Source organism: Faecalimicrobium dakarense (assembly GCF_000499525.1).
In the GTDB taxonomy this organism is placed as follows: domain Bacteria; phylum Bacillota; class Clostridia; order Peptostreptococcales; family Peptostreptococcaceae; genus Faecalimicrobium; species Faecalimicrobium dakarense.
Window position 1 is genome coordinate 15911 of record NZ_HG529274.1, and the last position, 22208, is coordinate 38118.

Sequence of the window (22208 nt, forward strand, 5' to 3'; positions counted from 1 at the left end):
AAGTCCTATCTTATATAGGTAGGACTTTTAGGCTTAAAATAGGAGGAGAATAAAATCGAAAAGATTCGCTATAATATTGAGTTGTGAAGAATATAACAATAAAAATAATTATTTTAATAGTAAATATTATAATAGTTTACTTAAATATATAGATTACTTAGAGTGTGAGGAAAACCTTTAGAAATAAAATATTATATAAACTAATGCGTAAAAGAATTAATTAGTAAAAAAGGGGAATAAAAATGATAGATATAATGGCTTTTTTAACTAAAGTAACAACAATAGATTCATTTATTAAAATCTTTAAGAAAGATAAAGAATTAAGTAAAATTAATGAATCTATAATTGAAAATAGATTAGCTGCTGTTCTAGAATCGACTATAGAACTTTGTATATTTAGGTTTGAAGGGAAGTTAGATAAGAGTGTAATAGAGGATATATTACAGAATGAAAAATTACTTGAAATAGTTGAAGGAAGTTTGTATTCAAACAAACTAGATTTATCAACCATAAGTTTAGATGGATATGGACTAGACAGTGACATAAAGGTACAGTTTGTAGAATTCTTTCAAAGAGCATTAAGAACAGCAATGTTTAGAGATATAAAAATAAGAGAAATATTCAGACAATCTGAAGTATATATTGAAGTAGATGAAATCTATGATATGACATCTAAAATCTATGATAGAACGCAAGATATCTTAGATGAGTTGTCTGAGATAAAGGATATGAATAAGAAATTAATTAAAGAGAATGAGGTATATTTAAAGCTATATAATGAACAAACTCATGAGTTGATAGAGAGTATGGAAAGTATTAATTCAGGTCAATTTAAAAAGCCAGACAAGGTAGTAGAAATAGAAGCTAAGGCGAGAGAATTAGTAAATGAAATACAAGAGTATAAAATTAAAAATATAAGCACAGAAGATAAATTTGACTTTAAATTACGAGGAAAGAGTATACCTACTAAAATATCATGTATGTATCCTAAGGAGAAAATAGAATCTATTATACAAAATATAAGAAAATATTTAGGTCTGCAAATAGATGAAACTAATTTTTTTTATGTGGGCAATTTAAAAGAAGATATAGTTTCAGTAAATATAGATGGATATACAAACTTTAATTGCTATGGAAGCGATGAAGAAAAAGAAAAATTTTATAAACTAGAAGAACTAGATCTGTTACTAACTATTTTAAAGGCATATGACTATACAACGAATGAACTTTTAGGTGGATATAATGCTATACCGCTATGCATTGAAAATAAAGGTGAACTAAATAATGAGAATATTTCTATAAAAATAAAGATACCGGATAATTATGAAATACTGGACGAAAATAACAAAGAATTAGTACTATTTTCAGAATATTTAGAAGTAGATGAATATAGAATAATAGATGATATTTTATCACAAAAACATAATGGTGATTTAGGTATATTTCCAATACAATATGATCCTATAGAACAATTTAAATTCTTAAGAAAAACAGATAAAGAACGAGAAGAGTTTTATAAAAGAAAGTTACAATATTTATTTAATATGAAACAAGATAGAGATGATAAAGGTGCGAATATAACTTATAAATTGAATAAGATAAGGCCTGGTGAAAAGATACTACTGCCTACATATATATTTATAAAAGGTGAAGAATCACTAGATATAGATTATAAAATTATATCTGATAATAGTATTGACAATGAATTTAATACATTAAAATATATTATCAAATAGAACAATATATTTATAAGGAGAAAATAACTTGAGTAATGGAAGATTAATAAGGCTATTTTTAGTAGATGGAGAGGGAAATGGATTAAGAACAGTAGAAATATCAAATATGACTATACATACAACCATATTTCCTAGGCAAAAGCTAAAGGACTTTATAAAAAGATCAGAAGCAGAAAAACCAGGTGTATATATATTAATAGGAACGGAAAATGATAGTACAAAAGTATATATAGGTGAAGGTGATCCTGTACTACCTAGATTAAAAAGTCACTCTAATAACAAAGAGTTTTGGAATGAAGCAATAGTATTTACTTCAAAAGATAACTATATAACTAAAACTCAGATACAATACATAGAATCAGAACTTATAGACATAGCAAGAAAATCACACAATATTGAATTAGATAACTCCAATAATCCAGTAAAGCCCAATATATCTGAGGTAGATGAAGCTGAAGTTAGTCAGTTTATAGAGTCTATAAAGCTTATACTTTCATCTTTAGGCATTGATATATTTAACAATATAGATAAATTATATGGAAATGAAGCTAAGATTGATGAAAATACATATATTCTAAGTAGTAAAAACGTAATTGCAAGTATGAAAATAGTAGATTATAAATACGCTGTATTAAAAGGATCATATGCTGTTAAAGAATGTGCTAAGTCTATTGGCAAAAGAACAGTAGGAATTAGAGAATCACTAATAGAAGATAAGATATTAGTTGAAGATAGTAATGGATATTATATATTCAAAGATGACTATATATTTAATAGTCCAAGTGCAGCTTCAGATGTTATTTTAGGAGCTTCTACAAATGGAAGAATAATATGGAAATGCAATGGAAAAACATTAAAAGATATAGAAAAAGAAAGTTTAAGTTAATAAAGTACTGATTTAGAAATATATTATATAATTGTTATTCTAATGAGTATTTAATTTCAATGCAATTAAGTAGATAAATTGATTAAATTTTTAAATATATTATGAAGTTATATGACATAAATTGATAAAGGAATACTTTAAAGTATCTCTTTTTATTCTATTATAATGGATGGGTTAGAAGTGTAAAAAAATGTAAAAGTATAAAATTATAGATTGGATAATAACCTGATGCGGGTTATTATTTGCTGGAGTGAATAACACCTTACCATAAAAGTAAGGTGTTATTTTGTTAATAGTAATAACTATTCTATTTCATTTATAGACAAAAGAGCTCCAGCCTTTATAGATCTTAGTACGTCATAAACAAATGTAGTTGATATTTTTTTACCATTTACAAAGAATTCATTTTCTAGTAAATGCTTTTCAACATCAATGATAAATTTATCCAAATCTTTAGGTAAGTTATAATTTATAATAGAGCTATTTTTATGCATTTCATCTGTTAAACCCATTAGATAATCAGTAGAAACATCCAAAGCTTTTGCTAATTTTTTTATAGCGTCACATTTAGGCTCTCTTATATTATTTTCATATCTTGATAAGCTTCCTTCTGTAATACCAGCAATTTGGCATAACTCTTTCTGGCTTAAATCTAAATGTCTTCTAGCTTTACTTATTCTATCTCCTATAGTGTCCAATATAAAATCCCCCTTTTAATTTTTTAATAAACATTTTTTAAGATTAAATTATCTTCAAATCCACCACGATCATTTTTCTTTTCATTCCTTTTATTAAGTACATCTTCCTCACTATAACCATACTTACTAGCAATAGCAAAAAGTACTTCCATAACATCAGCAATCTCTTCTAAATTCTTATCCTCAAGAAGCTCCTTAGTCTCTTCCTCAAGCTTCATATAAAGATACTCTAGCGCCACATCATCACTAACAACCTCAACATCGCACTTTTTCCCACTTTTCTCTATAATCTCAGGAATCCTATCCCTAACCAACTTATCATAAACCTTCATAAAAAACCTCCAACATAATAATACAAAAATTATACCTACCTTAACCTAAAATGTCAAAACATGATACAATATAACCATAACAAAAAGAAAGGAAATGACATGAATTTAAACTGCATAACAGGTCATAGTGACCACCTATATAAACATATACAACAAAGCATACATAATGCTACATCAATAGACATAATAGTATCATTTCTTATGGAAAGTGGAGTAAAACTAATACAAAAAGACTTAGAAGAAATAAAACACAAAAACATTCCAATAAGAATACTAACAGGAAACTACTTAAACATAACACAACCATCAGCACTATATTTAATAAAAGATATACTAGGAGAAAATCTTGACATAAGATTTTACAACGATACAAAAAGAAGTTTTCATCCAAAGGCATACATATTTGAAAACAAAACTGAAGGAGAAATTTTCATAGGATCTTCAAATCTTTCAAGATCAGCTTTAACAAGTGGTATTGAATGGAATTATAGAATAGACAAAAATAAACAATATGAAGACTTTAAATATTTCAAAGATATGTTTGAAGACTTATTCAACAATGAATCAATAATAGTAAATGATGAAGAACTAGAAAGATACTCTAAAACGTGGAAAAAGCCAAAAATTTATTCAAGTATTGAGCTTAAAAAAGAAGAAATAAATTATGTTTATAACGATAATCCAAAAGTAACCAACATCTTTGAACCAAGAGGAGCTCAAATAGAAGCTTTATATCAACTAAAAAAAACAAGACTAGATGGAAACGACAAAGGTCTAGTAGTAGCAGCAACAGGAATAGGTAAAACATATTTAGCAGCATTTGATAGTAGAGAGTTTGAAAGAGTTTTATTCGTAGCTCATAGAGAAGAAATATTAAAACAAGCTTATGAAAGCTTTAAAAATATAAGAACTGATAAATTAATTAAAAATATAGATAATAACCTAATGGTAGCAGAACCTAGTGAATTAGAAAAATTAAATTCTAATGAAGAATACAACATGGGATTTTTTATGAATTCTACAAGAGACAATAATAAAGATATAATATTTGCATCTGTTCAAAGTTTAGGAAAGAAAGAATATCTAAATGAAGATTATTTTCCAAAAGATTACTTTGATTACATAGTAGTAGATGAATTCCACCATGCAGTATCTTCTAACTACCAAAATATTATAAACTACTTTGAACCAAAGTTTATGCTAGGACTTACAGCAACTCCTGATAGACTAGATAACAAAGATGTATTTAGCATATGTGATTACAATACAGTTTATGAAGTTAACTTAAAAGGAGCAATAGATAAGGGGTGGTTAGTGCCTTTTAGATATTATGGAATTTATGATGATAGTATAAACTATGAAGAAGTAGAATTTAAAAATGGAAAATACAATAATAAAGAACTTGAGAAAGCTCTTAACGTAGGCAATAGAGCAAATCTAGTACTAAATCATTATAAAAAGTATAAATCAAGACAAGCTCTAGGATTTTGTACAAGTAAATCACATGCAGAGTATATGGCAAAATACTTTAATGATAATGGAGTACCTTCATGTGCTGTATATAGTGGAAGTGAAGGAGAACATAGCATAGAAAGAAATGAAGCTCTTAAAAAACTTAGAAATGAAGAATTAAAAGTAATTTTCTCTGTTGATATGTTTAACGAGGGACTAGATGTAAAAAGTATAGATATGGTTATGTTTTTAAGACCAACAGAATCACCAACAGTATTTTTACAACAATTAGGAAGAGGCCTTAGAAAAGATAAAAATAAAAATTACTTAAATGTATTAGACTTTATAGGAAATTATAAAAAAGCAAACTTAGTACCATATTTATTGTCTGGGAAATGTAAAGAGAATATATCAAGTAGTAAAGGCAGTAGCATATTAAAAGAAGATGATTATCCAGAAGATTGCTTTATAGATTTTGATTTTAGACTTATAGATTTATTTGAAAGAATGAATAAGGAAAATCAAAAGCTAGAAGATATGATAATTGAAGAGTATTACAAAGTAAAAGAAGATTTAGGACATAGACCTTCAAGGCTAGATTTATTTACTTATATGGATTATGATTTATATGACAATATGAAAAAGAAAAGTAAATTAAATATATTTAAAGATTATTTATCTTTCTTAAATAAAATAGATGAACTTAATGAAGATGAAAAGGAAATTTTAAATAGCTTTGGATATGAATTTATAAATATGTTAGAAAATACAGCAATGAGTAAAAGTTATAAACTACCAGTGTTTTTAACATTTTATAATAATGGAAAATTAAAACATAAAATAGATGATGAAGACTTATATAAAAGCTTTAAAGAATTTTATACTAAAGGATCTAACAAAGTTGATATGTTAAAAGATAAATCAACTAAAGATTTTATGAATTGGGATAAGAAAAACTATATATCTTTAGCAAGAAAAAATTCAGTTAAGTTTTTATTAAAAAGCAGTAGTGAATTTTTCTATGAAGATAATGAATATGTAAGTTTAAATGATGAATTAGAAAAATTCTTAAATAATAATGTATTTATAGAAAACGTTAAAGAGACAATAGATTTTAGGACAAAAGAATTTTATAAAAATAGATACGAAAAGAAATAAGGGACTAACGAAACGTTCGGTAGGATAAAGGAGAAATTATGAACTGTATATTTTGCGATATGAATAATTACGTATTAGAAAATGAATTAGCTTATGCTATATATGATAAGTTTCCAGTAAACAAAGGACACATGCTTTTCATTCCTAAAAGGCATGTTAAAGACTTCTTTGATATAACAAAAGAAGAAAGAGAAGCTATATTTGATTTAGTAGACGAAGGTAAAAAATTATTAGATGATAAGTATAGCCCAGATGCTTACAATGTAGGTGTAAACTGTGGAGAAGTATCAGGGCAAACTGTAATGCATGTTCATGTGCATCTAATACCAAGATACATTGGAGATACTAATTCACCTCAAGGTGGTGTAAGAGGGGTAATACCTGATAAAATGAAATATTAGGAAATAAGGTCAACTATAATATATAAATAACCTCCTTTACTATTAAGTATGAAGGGGGTTATTTATTACTAATATAATAAAAGACTTGACTTAAAGCTAACTCTAAGTGGTATAGTTTAAATGATTAAAAATAGATAGATAGAAGTTAAAGAAAATTGGGAGGCAATAATGAAGAAATTATGGAAATACATTTTTAAATATAAACTTTTATTTTTCACAAGAATACTCACTATATCTATGGCAGCCTTATCTGTCATAGCATTTGATTTTATTATGGGATTTATAGTAGATATATTTGCAAGTGGAAGTAGTGAAAAGTTTGTACCTATTATTGTTGTAAGTATTTTGCTTATAATAATATTATTTTTAACCGAATATATAGACGGAAAAGTTATGTCCTCTTATATAAAAAGCACAGTAAATTATATGAAAACGGATATATTTAATAAAATACTAAATAAAGATATGAAAGATTTCTCACTAGATAATAGTGGTAAGTATATATCAATTCTTTACAATGATATAAAAATAATAGAAGATAGTTTATTAAATAATATCTTTCTTGTAATATCATCTTTTATATCTTTTATAATATCGTTAGTATTTTTATTTTCTATTAGTCCATACATAGTAATATTTATTGCTGTATTTGGAACTTTGGGATTTGTAATACCAAGTGCTTTATCTAAAAAATTAGTAATAGAAAAAAATAATTACTCACAAAATTTAGAAGAAATAACTTCTGTTACTAAGGATTTATTTTCAGGATTTGAAGTAATAAAAGGATTTAATATAGGAAGTAAAATTAATGAAATATTTAAAAACTCTTCTAATAATGTAGAAACTAGCAAGAGAAAATGTTCTATACTTGAAGCTATTATAAGGGGATTCTCACTTTCTTTTAGTGTTACTATATACTTAGGTGTTTTAATATTAGGTGGATACCTAATGTATAAAGGAGAGATAACAGTTGGTACAGCTATAATAATAATTCAATTAAGTACTCATGTAGTAGGGCCTGTTAAAGTAAGTATATCTTTAATCAATCAAATAAAATCAGTATCTCTTATAGCAGATAAAATTGATAATATAATTAATGACCTAAATGAAGATGTTGAAAATGAACAATTACCAATATTTGAAGAAAGCATCAAAGTTAATAATTTAAACTTTTCTTATACTGAAGATAGAAAAACTCTAAATAATGTTAATTTAACTTTTGATAAAAATAAAAAGTATGCAATAGTAGGAGAAAGTGGATGTGGTAAAAGTACACTAATAAAGCTACTAATGAGATATTACAAAACTTATGATGGAGAGATATCAATAGATAACAAAAATATCCAAAATATATTTAGTAATGATTTATATAAAAATATGTCTATGATTCAGCAAAATGTATTTATGTTTGATGATACTATAAAAGAAAATATTAAATTATTTGGAGATTATAGTGATGATGAAGTTTTAAATATATGCAAAAGATCTGGTTTATCTAATTTAATAAAACAACTTCCTAAAGGAATTGATTCTTTAGTTGGAGAAAATGGAAATAAATTATCTGGAGGAGAAAAGCAAAGAATAGCTATTGCTCGTTCACTTATAAATAATACTAAGATATTAATTTTAGATGAATCAACTTCTGCATTAGATAATGAAACTGCGTATAATTTAGAAAACTCACTATTATCCATTGATGATTTGACGTTAATAGTAGTAACTCACAAGCTTATAAAAAATATATTACTAAAATATGATGAAATAATAGTTATGAAAGATGGTTCAGTTATAGAAAAAGGTTCATTTAAAGAACTAATTAATATGAAAGGATATTTTTATAGTTTATATTATCTACAAAGTGAAGAAGTAGATATATCAGATAAATAAATATATCTAAATAATTTATAAACGAGGTATAACTTATATATTAAATAATTACAATTACATGGAAGAAAGTTATATAAAATATTACTATAAAGCAAATTTTTAATATTTAAACTAGTTGAATAATCATTGTGAAAGTGTTAACATATACATTGTCTATATTAAAATTTTGGTAAATATTGTAACTTGCAGTTGGATTTACTGAATAAAAATCCACTTACTTTGAGCAATGGAATCTATGATTCATTCGCGACATTTAAAGTTTAGTAAGTATTTATCACAAAAGATTTAATATAACTAAAAACTAAAGCAAAAGGGGAATAAGTAATGAAAAGAAAAAACTTAAGGGGTGTAATTGGTTATAGTTTAGCGGTGTGCCTGATAACAATAAACTGCTCTTCATCACTTGTATTCGCAGAAAAAGGTGTGAATATAAAAGAGAGTCAGATAAGAATGGCAAGTACAGAAAAGGTGAAGTTAGATAATGGAATTGTATTGAATTCAAAAGAAATGGGTGAAGGGGATGTAACCATTGTATTTGATACAGGTTATGGAAATACATTAGATAATTTTACATATATGCAAGGGGAATTATCAAAGATAGCAAAAACGTTGACATATGATAGAGCAGGATTAGGGGAAAGCAGTGATACAGGAAATATGGCTCCTCTTAGTGATAATGAGAGAAAAACTCTTAGAGATGGTGGAACAATAGAATATAATGAAGCTGATTTTGATGGTACTACTAAGACAGCAAAGGATAAGGCGGAGAACCTATATAAATTATTACAAGCTAAAAATCTTCCAGAACCATATATTTTAGTAACACACTCTTTAGGTGGTCATACTGCTATAGAGTTTGCAAAAATGCATAAAGAAAAAGTACAGGGCATAGTATTTATAGATTCAACTGGTAGAAGTGCTAATGGTGAAATGTATGAGTTTTTCGAATCATTTGTCCCGGGAATGGGAGACGAACAATTATCTGTATATAATAAGTATGATGGAACATTAGATGAGGTTCTTATGGGTGAAAATCAAGTTAAAAATGATAAAAATGCATTAAGAGACATACCTTTACTTTATTTAGAGTGTGACCCTTATGCAATGGCTCAAGGACCTATGGGTGATGCTTTTGCTGAATTGAAAACTAAACAAATAAGCGATTTATTGTCAATGTCTGATGATACTAAGCATGTTCAAATAAAAGACGCAACACATCAAGTACATACAGATAAACCAGAGGAAACATTAGCTCATGTAACAGAATTTATAAATTATTGTATAGAAAAAAATTAAATTATTTAATAAAAAATAGAGGTTTAGTATTATCAATTCTAAACCTCTATTTTATTAATTGTATAATATAATCAAAGTTTAAAATTGATAAAAATTTAATATAAGTTGGTTAGGGGGATGTAAAATGAAAAAAGATTAATTATACCTGTATATATCATGGTTACACTATTAATAGTAGGATGTTCAAATCTTACAAGCACAGCTTTACAAGGTTTTTATCAAAGCGCTATGAAAAATGGATATCATATACAATTTTCTTTTGAAAATGATGAAAATACCTTTGTTGCATACATTAACAATATAGAAATAAATAAGGGAACATATGAAAGTTTAGGGGATAGAAACTATATTTTAAAAGGAGATATGGATGAATTAACAGTAAAGCTAGAAAAAAATGATTCTTTTAGCATCAATATGGAAAATCTGTCAGAAAAACTAAATGATAGCAAACCAATACAGCTAAAAAATCTTGATAAAGTGCCTACGTATTTTGAACAAATATTTAGCGACGAAGATAAAGAAACTGTCCAAAATCTATTAAAATAACAAAATAACTGTATCTTATTGTTAAAGCATTAAGCTTGCCGAGATATAGTTATTTTTGTATAGTATTTTTCACAAAGTAAGCTAGAGGAAAATACACAACTAATACCTTTGCTATCTGATATATCAGACTCAGAAGGAGTATTAGAAGAACATCTAGTAATCAATGAAATCCATAATAAGCAATTAAATAAATACCAAGATGTAGCACGCTATAGTTTTGAAACAAAATCAGGGGGAGAAAAATATTATAGAACAAATAAACATACAAATAAACAATGCAAAAAACGAAGTAGCTAAAAAATATGTATTAGAAAATAAACTAAATGACCTAAAAAAAGAATTACATAAAAGTGAAGAAGAACTAAATCAACTAGAAAGCAACCTTAGAAAAGAGAAAAGAGATGTAGATAAGCTAAAGACACTATCATTATCAAACCTAATGTCTACAGTAATGGGAAACAAAGCAGAAAAAATGGAAAAAGAAGAAAAAGAATACATAATGGCAAAAATCCAATATGATAGTTGTCAATCTAGAGTAAGCTCAATAAAATCTAGCATAAATGATACAACAAAAATACTAAATAGCTTAGAAAAATACGAAGAAGAATATGCCAACTTATTAAAAAAGAAAATAGAGCTAATTAATATATATGGTGATGAAAATACTAAAAATAAAATCATAGACATAGAAGAAAAAATTGATAGCTACCTAAAGGAAATCAAAGAAATAAATGAATCCATATCAGTTGGAGATAGTCTAATAGAGGAAATAGCACAAGCTAAAAAACTATTAAATTCTGCAAAAAATTGGAGTACCCTTGATATACTTGGTGGAGATCTATTAAGCTCTATGGCTAAGCATAGTAAAATAGATGAAGCTCAATTTCATTTTTCTAGAATTTCAAATTTAACAAACTCTTTCAATAAAGAATTAAGAGATGTAAACATTAGTGGAGTTGGATTTTCAGGTACAACAAAAACTTTTGATATATTCTTTGATAATATATTTAGTGATCTTTCAGTAGATAAACATATCAATCAATCTTATGACAAGGTATATAACCTAGAAAGAAGTGTAGAAAGTATACTAAGAAAGCTAAAAAGTGATAAGGAAAAATTAAATATTGAAGTTACTGTTACGAGAAATGAATATGATGAATTTATAAAAAATATATAGGATTAGATAATACCTTATCTAATAAGGTAATAAAATTATGGATAAACTAGTTGAGAATCAAAACACAAAGAGGAAGTGAGACCATGAATTTCAACCTTAACCAAAGTGCAAAAGAACAAATAGATAAACTACTAACACAAGAACAAAAACAAGAAAAAGCTTTCAGAATATATATCCGTAGAATCTCTGGCTGACGTGGTCCCGTTTGGGATGTAGCTCTGGATGAGCCTACAGATAAAGATGAAGTATTTGAATCAGATGGATACAAAATATTTATTAGAAAAGAAATGGCACAAAAAATTAACAACGTTGAAATCTTTTACCAATACGGAATAAGCAAAAGTGGTTTTAGAGTTTTAACAGACATGATGTGGAAACTAGAATACAAATATGAAGATTGGGCAAAACCAAATTTTAATTAAATAATAAAAGTGATAATCCCCTTATCTAAGGAAATCTTAGCTAGGGGGATTACCATTTCTATACAACTATACCGTATTTTTTTATTCTATACTGTAAGCTTTGCCTTTTTATATCTAAGGCTTGAGCAGTTTTACTTATATTATAACCATAATGCTCTAAAGCCTTCTTTATAACTTCACATTCATAATTATCCATAGTAGATTGCAAGCTATCAAATACATCAACAGAAATTTCATCGACTTGCTTTTTTCCAATGTTTTTAAATAAATAATTAGGTAAGTTGGTAAGTTCAAAGGAACTTCCTTCAATTGTATTTAGAGCATATTCTATTACATGCATAAGTTCTCTAACATTTCCTGGCCAATTATAATTATTTAATACCTCTAATACGTCTTTTGAAATATGATTTATATTCTTAAAATACTTATCTCCTAGAGTATGTATAAAATATTTTAAAAGAAGGTCAACATCTCCGGTTCTTTCTCGAAGAGGAGGAATATTTACTATTATAGTTGATATTCTATAGAACAAGTCTTTTCTCAAAATATTATTGTTTGTTATAAAAAAAGGATCTTCGTTGCAAGAGGAGATTATTCTAACATTGGATTTTATAATCTTCTTACCCCCAACTCTCATAAAGGTACCATCTTGTAAAAATCTAAGAAGTTTAGATTGTAACAATAAATTCATTGAGTTAAGCTCATCTAAAAATATAGTACCACCATCTGCTTCTTCAAATAAACCAGGCTTGTCAATGCTTCCAGTGAAGGCACCTTTGGTAGTTCCAAATAATATTCCTTCTATCAAATTTTCAGGAATGGCAGCACAGTTAATTGCCAAAAACTTTTCATTATAACGTTTGCTATTATTATGAATGCTTTGTGCAAATAGTTCTTTACCAGTTCCAGTCTCACCATAGATAAGCACATTACAATCTTGACTAGAAACCTTTATTGCTAGGTTTATTGCTTCTTTAAAATTAGCACTTTCTCCTTTTAAATCTATAAAGGTATGATTAATAGTTTTATTGTCTAAAGGAGGATTTGCACTTTGTTTATCTATTAAATCTTCCATACTTTTTAAATCTGATAGATTCTTTTGAATGGAAGATAAATCTCTTTCTATAATCCAGGAGCCTACTAAGTTATTATCGAAAAAAATAGGATAAGCTGAATTTATAGTGGTTATAGTTTTACCAGATGATGATTTAAAAGTATCACATCTATTTATAATTGGAGATTTAGTTTTTAGTGTTGTAAGTATAGTACTGTATTTAGGATTTATATTAGGAAATATATCTGTAAGATGTTTGCCTAGTACATCTTCCTCATTAGTCTCAAGGGAAATTGATGAACTAGATTTGTTGTAATATATTAAATTTGCGTTTTGATCGTATAGATGAACTCCATAATAAATTGAATCAAGGACTTTTTCAAATATCATATTTGTAGGAATACTCTTTTTTATAAATATAAATGATAGGTCATTATTAGTAGTAATAAATTCATAGTAAAATTTTTCTAAGTTCCAAGTGAATATTCCATTGTTTTGATTTAAGTTAATGTCTAGAATTTGGTGAATAGAAGTGTTTATATGAAGTTTAAGTAGCCCTTCATAAAACTTGGTAAAATAGTCCGTATTACTCTTTACTGATAATATACAATGATGTTTATCTAAAGTTATCACTGCATCGATTACTTTCATTTTAATAATCCTTTCTTAATGAAGCGAATTTTAAATGCCTATTATACTGTTAATTATATAGATTTTTTAGCATAGGTGCAAACCTATTTTGCAAAGTGCAAAATTAATTTGCGGTTAAGGTATTGAAATTATTCTGTTAAGTAAAAAAGTGATTAATTAAAAGGTAGATATAGGCTAAATAATCATAAAATAAACAAAAAAGTTAGAAATTTAAAAGTTGGCATTATACTTGCAATATATATAGGTAAATGAAAATGAGGGCGAGGTGAGAATTTGACAAGGGAAGTAATAGATATATTTGAAGTACCAAAGGAAGTAGAAAGTATTATAAATAAAATCATATCAAAGGATGAGGAAGAACTTATTGTTTTAATAAAAAGGAAAACGTATTCCGAAGAAGGGCTTATAGAATTAGTAAATAAGAATTTACAGGTAATACCAAAAGAGTTTATAAACAATTGTTATAAAAGAAATATTATAGATAAGGTAATAATTGAAAATAAGATATTTTATAAAGTTTCTAGTTTGTATTATAGATTATCTGTATTTGCTCAATATGAGCCTGAAAAATGGATAGAGATAGATGAAAATTTAAGAAAAATAATTGATGAATGGTACGTTAAAGAATACGCAAAAAGATCTATAGATAAAGTAGAAAAGCTAAAAAATGGGGAAATAAGTGCTATAGAAAATGCTTATTTTATAACTCTAGAAGAAAGTTTAGAACTATTAGAAAATAAAAGCAATGATATATATATATTACCTTGTAATTGTAAATCACTGGCAAAAAACTGTAACAAACCTATCAATGTATGTATCCAATTTGAAAATGGTATTAACACTATGGTTGATAGGGAATGGGGTGAAAAAATTTCAAAGGAAAAAGCTAAAGAAATAACAATAAAAGCTAATAAATCTGGGTTAATGCATAGTAGTGAGTGTGAAAGCGCGCTATGCAACTGTGATGGTTGTTGTTGTTATCCAATAAGAGCCGCTAAAATATTAAATGTAGAAAAAGAATGGCCAAAGAAAGTACACAAAATTATATGGGATAAAGATAAATGCACTAACTGTGGTAAGTGTAGTAAAATCTGTAATTTTAATGCTTTTATAATGAATAATAAAACTATAAGCTTTGATGAAAATAAATGTTGGGGATGTACAATATGCAAGGATAATTGCCCTACAAAAGCTATAACTTTAAAGTACTAAATAGCAATAATTAAAAAGGGGGGATATTATGATTAAGATAGATACAGAAAATATTTCACTAGAAGAATTTGTAGCAATAGCTCGGAATAAAGTATCCTTTGAATTTTCACATGAATACATAGAAAATATAAAAAAAGCAAGAATGTTAGTAGAAAAATTTGTAAATGAAAACAGGGTTATTTATGGAATAACAACAGGTTTTGGAGACAATGTAAATCATATAATAGACACTTCAGATGTAGAAAAACTTCAAATTAACTTAGTAAGATCTCATGCTTGTTCTGTGGGAGAACCTTTAGAGACTGAGTTAGTTAGAGCTATTATGCTAAAGATGTTGCTAAATGCGGGTACTGGATATTCAGGACTATCTATAGAAACAGCAAACATAATAAAAGATTTGTTAAATAAAGATATTGCACCATTTGTACCACAGGAAGGTTCTGTAGCATATTTGTCAGTAGAAGGTCATATTGCACTAACTCTTATAGGAGAAGGTAAAGTATATTATAAAGGAAAGCTAGTAAGTTCAAAAGAGTGTTTTAAATTAGAAAAAATTAATCCAATAAAACTTAAATCAAAGGAAGCTTTATCATTGTTAAATGGAGCAAACTCCGTAACAGGAATAGCTATAATGTCATTATATGATTCTATTATGGCTTCAAAGATAAGTGACATTTCAGCAGCTTTATCAATAGAAGGGCTAAGAAGTACTATAAAAGTATTAGATGCTAGACTTCATAAAACCAAAAATCACAAGGAACAGCAACTTTGTGCAGCGAATATATCAAAAATTTTAAAGGATAGTGAAATAGTAAGTATTAGTATAAATGATAAATTACAAGATGCCATATCTATAAGGTCAATACCTCAAATGCACGGTGCAGCTAAAAGATTAATAAATGAAAGTTATATAGCAATTATAGACGAAATGAAGTCTTGTAGTGATAATCCTATAATATTGCCTGAACATGATACTGCTATTATGGGAGGTAATTTTGATGGATCTTATGTAGGAAGTCACTCAGATATTATATGCATAGCAAGTTGTATGCTAGCTAAAATATCAGAAAGAAGAATAGACAGATTAACCAATAGACACCTAAGTAATTTACCAGCATTTTTAACTTTGAATCCAGGTATAAACAATGGATATATGATACCACAATATACTGCTTCTGGGTTATATTCAGAAATGAAAGTATTATCATCACCATCATCTATTGATAATGTTCCAACATGTGCAAGTCAAGAAGATACAGTTACAATGGCATATTTTGCGGCTTTAAAATCTTACAAGGTAGTAAAAAAACTTCAGTATATACTAGCCATTGAAATCATGCTAGGAATTCAAGCAACAGATTTATTATCTCCATATAAAAGGTCAACTGCAACTGAAAAAGTATGTAGCTATATTAGAGAAAAGGTGCCTTTTTTAGAGGATGATAGATACATTTATCCAGATATGGAGTTTATTTTTAATAACATTAGAAGTGGTAAGATACTAGCATTAGTAGAAGATAAAGTAGGAAAAATAGAAATTTAAATAAAGGGGGAAATGTTTATGTTAACAATGGTTGATAATATAGTAATTATATTATTCGTAGCTTTTGTAATATACGTTGGATATTACTTTTCAAAATCAATCAAGGATATGGAGAGTTTTTATTTGGCAAATAGAAGCTTACCATGGTCATTAGTTGTAGGGACTTTAGTAGCGTCTTGGTATGGTGGTGTTGGAGTTGTAGGTACCGTAGGATATGCAGCAGCTTTTGGATTTTCTTCATGGGCTATATGGTCAGTTGGAGCTCATTTAATTAGATTTCCATTAGCTTTGTGGGTAGGGCCTAAGATACATATCAGATCAGATGTAACTATACCAGATTTTCTTGATAGTACTTATGGTAAATGGGTTGCTATATTAGGTTCTATATTCTTATTTATATATTGTTCACAATTAGGTGAAATCACAGCTACAGGTTATATTGGTCAAGCAGCTTGGGGAGCTGATAAAGTAGTAGTTGGTGTTGTTGTTGTTTTGCTTACAATACTTCTTACTTGCTTAGGCGGACTTATGGGAGTTGCAGTTACTGATATGATTATGTTTGCATGTATGGTGTGTGGAGTTTGCTTGGTGTTTCCAAAGTTATTTGATACTGTTGGGGGACTTAGCGGATTAGAAGAATTGCTATCAGCTAATAAAGAATTATTAGACCCAGTAGCAGGTATGCCTATGTCAAAGGCAATAATGCTTTTAATACTTTGTCTAAATGTTTATGCTGATCCAAGTTTTTATCAAAGATTCTCTGCATCAAATTCAGTAAAAACAGGTAGACGTGCAATGCTTACTTGCTTCTCATTATGGGTAGCTTTTGATGTTGTAATAGTACTTACAGGTATGATAGTTAGAGGTTTATATCCAGAAGCAATACCAGAAGTGGCATATGTATCTGTAATATTAAGTGAACTTCCAGCAGGACTTAGGGGAATGTTTATAGTTGGACTTATGGGAGCTATAATATCTACTCTTGATAGTTACTATTTAATAGGAGGAACTACTCTTGCTAATGATATATACGGTAGGCTTCTTAATAAGAAATTAAGCGATAAGACTGTAGTAAATTTAAGTAGGATTGGTTGTTGTATATTAGGTTTAATAGGGTTATTGTTAGCCTTTAAGTTTACTATGGTATACGATGCAATTGCATTTTTAATGAGTTTATGGATGTCAGCGGCTTTTGTACCTATAGTAGGTGGACTTATGTACAAAGGTAAAAAGACTCAAGCTGGTGGACTTATGTCTATGATATCAGGTGTATTAGTATTTGCTTATTTTAAATTAAACCCAATTACTATATCTGAAACTTTTGGAATATTAGAGCCGATTATAATAGCTCTTCCAGTATCATTTATTTTATGGGTAATAGGAAATAAAATTGGAAAAGACAAGTCAGAGCTAAATAAATTAGATAAAGAAAAGAACATAATAAAGAGTTTATAAATAAGGGGTGAAATTATGTCTGATAAAGATTCTAAAATACAATGGCTAGGATTAGATGGATTTTTAGTAATACTGTTTCCTATAGTGGTATTTATTATTTGGTATGCTGTACAACACCAAATAGATTTTATAATAGGTAAGGTAGTGCCTTATGGAACTATACTAGTAGTTATTGCAATATTATTTAAATATTTTAAAGAAGTGATGCAATTTAGCAAACCTATGGATAAGTCAAAATAGTAGGAGATGAAGATTATGAAAATTGATAGTTATGTAAAAATCATGAGTGAAAAAGAGGCAAAAGAAATAGCTAATAAAAGGGGAAATACTTTAGGTAAAATCTTATTAAAAAATAATCCGATAAATAATATGAAGGTGTTGTATATAGAAAATAAGATAATTACTTTGAATATGATTCATGAGCCAAATATTATAAGTAAAAATATTTTTAAAGCAAATAGGAAAAAGCAAAAGATTACTTTTATAGCAGATGGATCAACAGGTAGTGTAGCCTATTATGAATCCGGTCCTGGTATTGAAAATATAAATGCTGATGAAGATAATATTCAATTTTCAATTTATGAAGATAATGTATTAATAGAAAAATCAAAGAAATTAGCTAGAAGGATAGTAAGAAGAAAAGTAGGTGGAGATGTTTCCTTGGAAATAGAAAGTATAAAAAGTGTATTTAGACCTTTTCACGTAGCTTTTTATGGAGAGTTAGAAGAGGGAAAAAAAGTAAGATACTTGCCTATAGCAGCAGATGGATGTAATAGTAAACGAACTTTTTAAATAGTATTAAGGGAGATATAAAATGGGGATAGTTGTTTTAGGTGAAAACATAAAAATAGATGATGTTGTAAATGTAGCAAGATATGGATATAAGGTAGAATTTTCTAAGGAATATATAGATAGAGTATTAAAGTGTAGGAAATTAGTGGAAAAATTCTCGGATAAAGAAAAAGCAATATATGGAGTAACTACAGGTCTTGGAGATAATTGTAATAAATATATACCTATTAAAGAGAGAGAAATAATACAAAGAAACAATATACTATCTCATGCTACATCTCTAGGAGAACCAATAGATGATGAATGTGTAAGGGCTATAATGTTTGTTATGCTTCAACATATGGGGCAAGGATTTTCAGGTATAAGGCTAGAGACGCTAGAACAAATGAAAACCTTGCTTAATAATAATATTACACCAATAGTACCTAAACATGGTTCAGTTGGGTATTTATCTTTAGAGGCACATATTTCATTGGTATTGATTGGAGAGGGAAAGGCAAAGTATAAAGGGGAAATAGTAAGTGGCAAAGATGCTTTAAACAAAGTAGGATTAAAACCTATAGTATTATCTACAAAAGAGGGATTAACATTATTATCTGGAACTAGTTCAGTAACTGGTATTACATCACTATCTTTATATGATGCTATAGTATTAGCAAAGACTAGTGATATATCAGCAGCAATGTCTCTAGAAGTACTAAAAGGAACACTAATGGCTATGGATGATAGACTAATGCAGGTAAGACCTCATAAGAATCAGATAAATACAGGCTACAATATAAGAGAGATTTTAAAAGATAGTGAGATAATAAAAGAATATGAAGGGCATAGAGTACAAGATGCACTATCAATTAGGTGCATACCTCAACTTCATGGAGCTTGTAAAAAAATAATACAGGACGCAACAATAACTTTAAATACAGAACTTAATTCATCAGTAGACAATCCTCAAATATTTGATGATGGAAGTGATGAAGGTATAGCTATAATGGGATGTAATGCAGATGGTTCTTATGTAGGGATAGCAGCAGATACATTAGCAATAGCAGTTACAAATCTTATGAAAATGAGTGAGAGAAGAACTGATAGAATGCTAAATAGACATGTTAGTGAATTGCCAGCATTTTTAAATAAAAATCCAGGTCTTAATAATGGGCTTATGATACCACAGTATACATCAGCTGGAATACTTGGAGAGATGAGAGTTTTATCACATCCTGCTACTATTGATAATGTTGTAACTTGTGCAAATCAAGAGGACTATGTAAGTATGGGATATAATGCAGCATTAAAGTCATATGAGTGTATATCTCTTGCAAAGTATATAGTGGCAATAGAGCTACTTTGTTCAACACAAGCACAAGGATTTTATGAAAAATTAAGTCCATCAAAGGCAACTAAAAAAGTTTGCAATGTTATTAGAAAAGGTGTAGATTTTATAGAAAATGATTGTAATATGTATGAGCCTATTGAGTATATTGCAGATTTAATAAAGCATAATAAGATTGTTGATGAAGCGGAAGAAGTTATTGGTAAACTTAAATTTTAAGAAATATAGCTAGTGATAGTATAAAGAATACTACATCACTAGCTTTTTTACGTACTATGGCATTATATTAAATGAGTATATGATATAATTGTTATATATTGTAAAAAATCATAATAATATCTATAGCAAAATGTGTTACAAATATATTTTTAACTTATGAAGTGAAAGGAATATAAGTAAATATGGAAGTTAATCACAAACTATTTGATACTATAGATGAAGCAGTATTTGTTCTAAAGGACAAAAACGTGAAATGGATAAATAAATATAGCACTAGGTTCTTTGATAAAAATCAAATCTTGAACATAAATTTTTATGAATTATTTAATATAAATGACAAAATAAAAGAAAATCAAATCTTAGACCACAACTCAGGTAGAAAATTCAAAATAAAATACACTGAATCTGAAGATTTAAACTCTGAAATAATTATTATGAAATGTATCAATGATTATAAAGATGATAAAGTTAAGCTTCATTGTCTAGAAAAAGTAGTTGAATCAATAGACAATGGAATAGTATTAAGTGACTTAGATGGAAAAATAGTATTATACAATAAATGGCAAGAATATTTAGATGATAATAAAAAAGAAGAGGTACTAGGAAAGAAATTATGGGAAGTATATGATTATGGTCATGAACATAAGTCTGAACATCAAATGGTATATAAAACTAGAACACCAATAAAAGATGCATACAAAGTATTTTCACATAGATATGCCCACTATAGTACTTATCCTATAGAACTAGAAGATGATGTAGTGGGAGTTTTCTCCGTAAGTACAAATGAAAAAATTCTACAGGATTTACTATTAGAAACTATAGAAATAAAGAGGCAAATAGTAAATAGAAATATAGAAAATACAAAAAAATATGACAATAAAAACGGAACAAGATATGAGTTTTCATCCATAGTAGGAGGGGAAAAAATAAGAAATCTAATAACCTTATCTCAAAAGATAGCCTTATTAGAAAGTAATATTTTAATTATAGGAGAAACTGGAACAGGAAAAGAAGTGTTCGCCCAAAGTATACACAACTATGGAAAAAATAAAAATGAACCATTTATTCCAATAAACTGTGCAGCTATACCTGAAAACTTACTTGAAAGTATTCTATTTGGCACAGTAAAAGGATCCTATACAGGAGCAGCAGACACAGCTGGATTGTTTGAAGAAGCAGGAAGAGGAACAATATTTTTAGACGAATTAAACTCAATGCCAATATCTATGCAAACTAAACTACTTAGAGTAATACAAGAGCGTAGAACCACAAGAATAGGTTCTAGCAAAATGTACAATATAGAATGTAGAATAGTCACAGCAATAAACGAAGAACCTAAAGTATTAATAAATGACAATAGATTAAGACAAGACTTATTTTACAGAATATCTAGTTTAACAATAAAAATACCACCACTTAGAGAAAGAAAAGAAGATATAGAATTATTAACTAAATTTTATATATCAAAATATAATATAAGACTAGATAAAAGTATAGAAGGAATCAATGAAGATGTACTAAAAGTACTAAAAAAACACAACTGGCCAGGAAATGTTAGAGAGTTAGAACATATAATAGAAAACTTATTTATAGCCTGTGAAGATAATAAAAAGATAATAGATTTAGATTGTTTAACTGAGTACATAAGATATGAACTTAACTTAAACAATAATGAGAATGAAGATGTTTATATAAATAAAACAAAGGTTGAGGATTACTTTAATATAGATTTACATGAAGATACTAAAGAAGACTTATCCTTAACAGAGATTTTAAATAACATTGAAAGAAAAATAATAGTTAACGTATTAGAAGAAAATAATTGGAACATATCCAAATCTTCTAAACAATTAAACATAATAAGACAAAGTTTAATTTACAGAATAAAAAAATTAGACATTGCAAAATAAAAACTGTATAAAAACTATACACAAAAAAAAGGATAAAATTTATACATA

General features: G+C 27.5%; 18 protein-coding genes. 15 read left to right on the top strand and 3 right to left on the bottom strand.

Annotated features, from left to right (window positions below; genetic code table 11):
* The first annotated feature begins 242 nt into the window (after positions 1–242).
* Positions 243–1736: a hypothetical protein gene (locus BN899_RS05070; protein ID WP_042273446.1), complete on the top strand. Its 1494-nt coding sequence runs from the start codon at positions 243–245 to the stop codon at positions 1734–1736.
* A 28-nt stretch (positions 1737–1764) separates the two neighbouring features.
* Positions 1765–2622: a GIY-YIG nuclease family protein gene (locus BN899_RS05075; RefSeq protein ID WP_042273447.1), complete on the top strand. Its 858-nt coding sequence runs from the start codon at positions 1765–1767 to the stop codon at positions 2620–2622.
* A 302-nt stretch (positions 2623–2924) separates the two neighbouring features.
* Here the strand turns inward: BN899_RS05075 and BN899_RS05080 are convergent, their stop codons facing one another.
* Both BN899_RS05080 and BN899_RS05085 read right to left on the bottom strand, forming a co-directional pair.
* On the bottom strand, positions 2925–3320 hold the full coding sequence (locus tag BN899_RS05080) for a helix-turn-helix domain-containing protein (RefSeq protein ID WP_052356639.1): 396 nt from the start codon (positions 3318–3320) through the stop codon (positions 2925–2927).
* A gap of 23 nt (positions 3321–3343) precedes the next feature.
* The gene (locus BN899_RS05085; protein ID WP_042273448.1) at positions 3344–3652 is read right to left on the bottom strand and encodes a nucleoside triphosphate pyrophosphohydrolase; all 309 of its coding nucleotides are present in this window, start codon (positions 3650–3652) and stop codon (positions 3344–3346) included.
* Positions 3653–3751: 99 nt separating this feature from the next.
* Here BN899_RS05085 and BN899_RS05090 point away from each other — a divergent pair, with 99 nt between their 5' ends.
* The 6 genes from BN899_RS05090 (at position 3752) to BN899_RS05115 (ending at position 11569) form a co-directional block, all read left to right on the top strand.
* The gene (locus BN899_RS05090) at positions 3752–6262 is read left to right on the top strand and encodes a DEAD/DEAH box helicase family protein (RefSeq protein WP_242824083.1); all 2511 of its coding nucleotides are present in this window, start codon (positions 3752–3754) and stop codon (positions 6260–6262) included.
* A 38-nt stretch (positions 6263–6300) separates the two neighbouring features.
* On the top strand, positions 6301–6663 hold the full coding sequence (locus BN899_RS05095; RefSeq protein ID WP_042273451.1) for an HIT family protein: 363 nt from the start codon (positions 6301–6303) through the stop codon (positions 6661–6663).
* Positions 6664–6831: 168 nt separating this feature from the next.
* A complete protein-coding gene (locus tag BN899_RS05100) occupies positions 6832–8550 on the top strand; it encodes an ABC transporter ATP-binding protein (protein WP_042273453.1) in 1719 nt (572 codons plus the stop codon).
* Positions 8551–8874: 324 nt separating this feature from the next.
* Positions 8875–9846, top strand: coding sequence for an alpha/beta fold hydrolase (locus tag BN899_RS05105; RefSeq protein WP_042273454.1), 972 nt, complete (start codon positions 8875–8877; stop codon positions 9844–9846).
* A 156-nt stretch (positions 9847–10002) separates the two neighbouring features.
* On the top strand, positions 10003–10392 hold the full coding sequence (locus BN899_RS05110; protein WP_042273456.1) for a hypothetical protein: 390 nt from the start codon (positions 10003–10005) through the stop codon (positions 10390–10392).
* A gap of 217 nt (positions 10393–10609) precedes the next feature.
* Positions 10610–11569 (top strand): V-type ATP synthase subunit I domain-containing protein, encoded by a 960-nt coding sequence (locus tag BN899_RS05115; RefSeq protein ID WP_042273458.1) that lies wholly within the window; start codon positions 10610–10612, stop codon positions 11567–11569.
* Between the two features lie 480 nt (positions 11570–12049).
* Here BN899_RS05115 and BN899_RS05120 read toward each other — a convergent pair whose 3' ends face one another.
* Positions 12050–13696: a sigma-54 interaction domain-containing protein gene (locus BN899_RS05120; protein WP_042273459.1), complete on the bottom strand. Its 1647-nt coding sequence runs from the start codon at positions 13694–13696 to the stop codon at positions 12050–12052.
* Between the two features lie 273 nt (positions 13697–13969).
* On the opposite strand from BN899_RS05120, the gene BN899_RS05125 reads away from it, so the two are divergent.
* The 7 genes from BN899_RS05125 to BN899_RS05155 all read left to right on the top strand — a co-directional run bounded on the left by BN899_RS05125 (position 13970) and on the right by BN899_RS05155 (position 22160).
* A complete protein-coding gene (locus tag BN899_RS05125; protein WP_052356641.1) occupies positions 13970–14908 on the top strand; it encodes a 4Fe-4S binding protein in 939 nt (312 codons plus the stop codon).
* Positions 14909–14936: 28 nt separating this feature from the next.
* Positions 14937–16451 (top strand): HAL/PAL/TAL family ammonia-lyase, encoded by a 1515-nt coding sequence (locus BN899_RS05130; protein WP_042273460.1) that lies wholly within the window; start codon positions 14937–14939, stop codon positions 16449–16451.
* Between the two features lie 18 nt (positions 16452–16469).
* Positions 16470–17906 carry a sodium:solute symporter family protein gene (locus BN899_RS05135; protein WP_042273461.1) on the top strand — a complete coding sequence of 479 codons (1437 nt, stop codon included), beginning with the start codon at positions 16470–16472 and terminating at the stop codon, positions 17904–17906.
* Positions 17907–17921: 15 nt separating this feature from the next.
* Complete coding sequence (locus BN899_RS05140) at positions 17922–18146, top strand: hypothetical protein (protein ID WP_042273462.1); 225 nt, start codon at positions 17922–17924, stop codon at positions 18144–18146.
* A gap of 15 nt (positions 18147–18161) precedes the next feature.
* The gene (locus BN899_RS05145; RefSeq protein WP_042273463.1) at positions 18162–18698 is read left to right on the top strand and encodes a hypothetical protein; all 537 of its coding nucleotides are present in this window, start codon (positions 18162–18164) and stop codon (positions 18696–18698) included.
* Between the two features lie 22 nt (positions 18699–18720).
* Complete coding sequence (locus tag BN899_RS05150) at positions 18721–20247, top strand: HAL/PAL/TAL family ammonia-lyase (RefSeq protein ID WP_042273464.1); 1527 nt, start codon at positions 18721–18723, stop codon at positions 20245–20247.
* Between the two features lie 182 nt (positions 20248–20429).
* A complete protein-coding gene (locus BN899_RS05155) occupies positions 20430–22160 on the top strand; it encodes a sigma-54 interaction domain-containing protein (RefSeq protein ID WP_042273465.1) in 1731 nt (576 codons plus the stop codon).
* Positions 22161–22208: the final 48 nt, after the last annotated feature.

Bases quoted from the DNA above. Each gene is read 5' to 3' on its own strand.
- BN899_RS05070 (WP_042273446.1), top strand. From the start codon at position 243: ATGATAGATATAATGGCTTTTTTAACTAAAGTAACAACAATAGATTCA.
- BN899_RS05085 (WP_042273448.1), bottom strand. From the start codon at position 3,652: ATGAAGGTTTATGATAAGTTGGTTAGGGATAGGATTCCTGAGATTATA.
- BN899_RS05090 (WP_242824083.1), top strand. From the start codon at position 3,752: ATGAATTTAAACTGCATAACAGGTCATAGTGACCACCTATATAAACAT.
- BN899_RS05095 (WP_042273451.1), top strand. From the start codon at position 6,301: ATGAACTGTATATTTTGCGATATGAATAATTACGTATTAGAAAATGAA.
- BN899_RS05100 (WP_042273453.1), top strand. From the start codon at position 6,832: ATGAAGAAATTATGGAAATACATTTTTAAATATAAACTTTTATTTTTC.
- BN899_RS05105 (WP_042273454.1), top strand. From the start codon at position 8,875: ATGAAAAGAAAAAACTTAAGGGGTGTAATTGGTTATAGTTTAGCGGTG.
- BN899_RS05110 (WP_042273456.1), top strand. From the start codon at position 10,003: ATGGTTACACTATTAATAGTAGGATGTTCAAATCTTACAAGCACAGCT.
- BN899_RS05120 (WP_042273459.1), bottom strand. From the start codon at position 13,696: ATGAAAGTAATCGATGCAGTGATAACTTTAGATAAACATCATTGTATA.
- BN899_RS05130 (WP_042273460.1), top strand. From the start codon at position 14,937: ATGATTAAGATAGATACAGAAAATATTTCACTAGAAGAATTTGTAGCA.
- BN899_RS05135 (WP_042273461.1), top strand. From the start codon at position 16,470: ATGTTAACAATGGTTGATAATATAGTAATTATATTATTCGTAGCTTTT.
- BN899_RS05140 (WP_042273462.1), top strand. From the start codon at position 17,922: ATGTCTGATAAAGATTCTAAAATACAATGGCTAGGATTAGATGGATTT.
- BN899_RS05145 (WP_042273463.1), top strand. From the start codon at position 18,162: ATGAAAATTGATAGTTATGTAAAAATCATGAGTGAAAAAGAGGCAAAA.
- BN899_RS05150 (WP_042273464.1), top strand. From the start codon at position 18,721: ATGGGGATAGTTGTTTTAGGTGAAAACATAAAAATAGATGATGTTGTA.
- BN899_RS05155 (WP_042273465.1), top strand. From the start codon at position 20,430: ATGGAAGTTAATCACAAACTATTTGATACTATAGATGAAGCAGTATTT.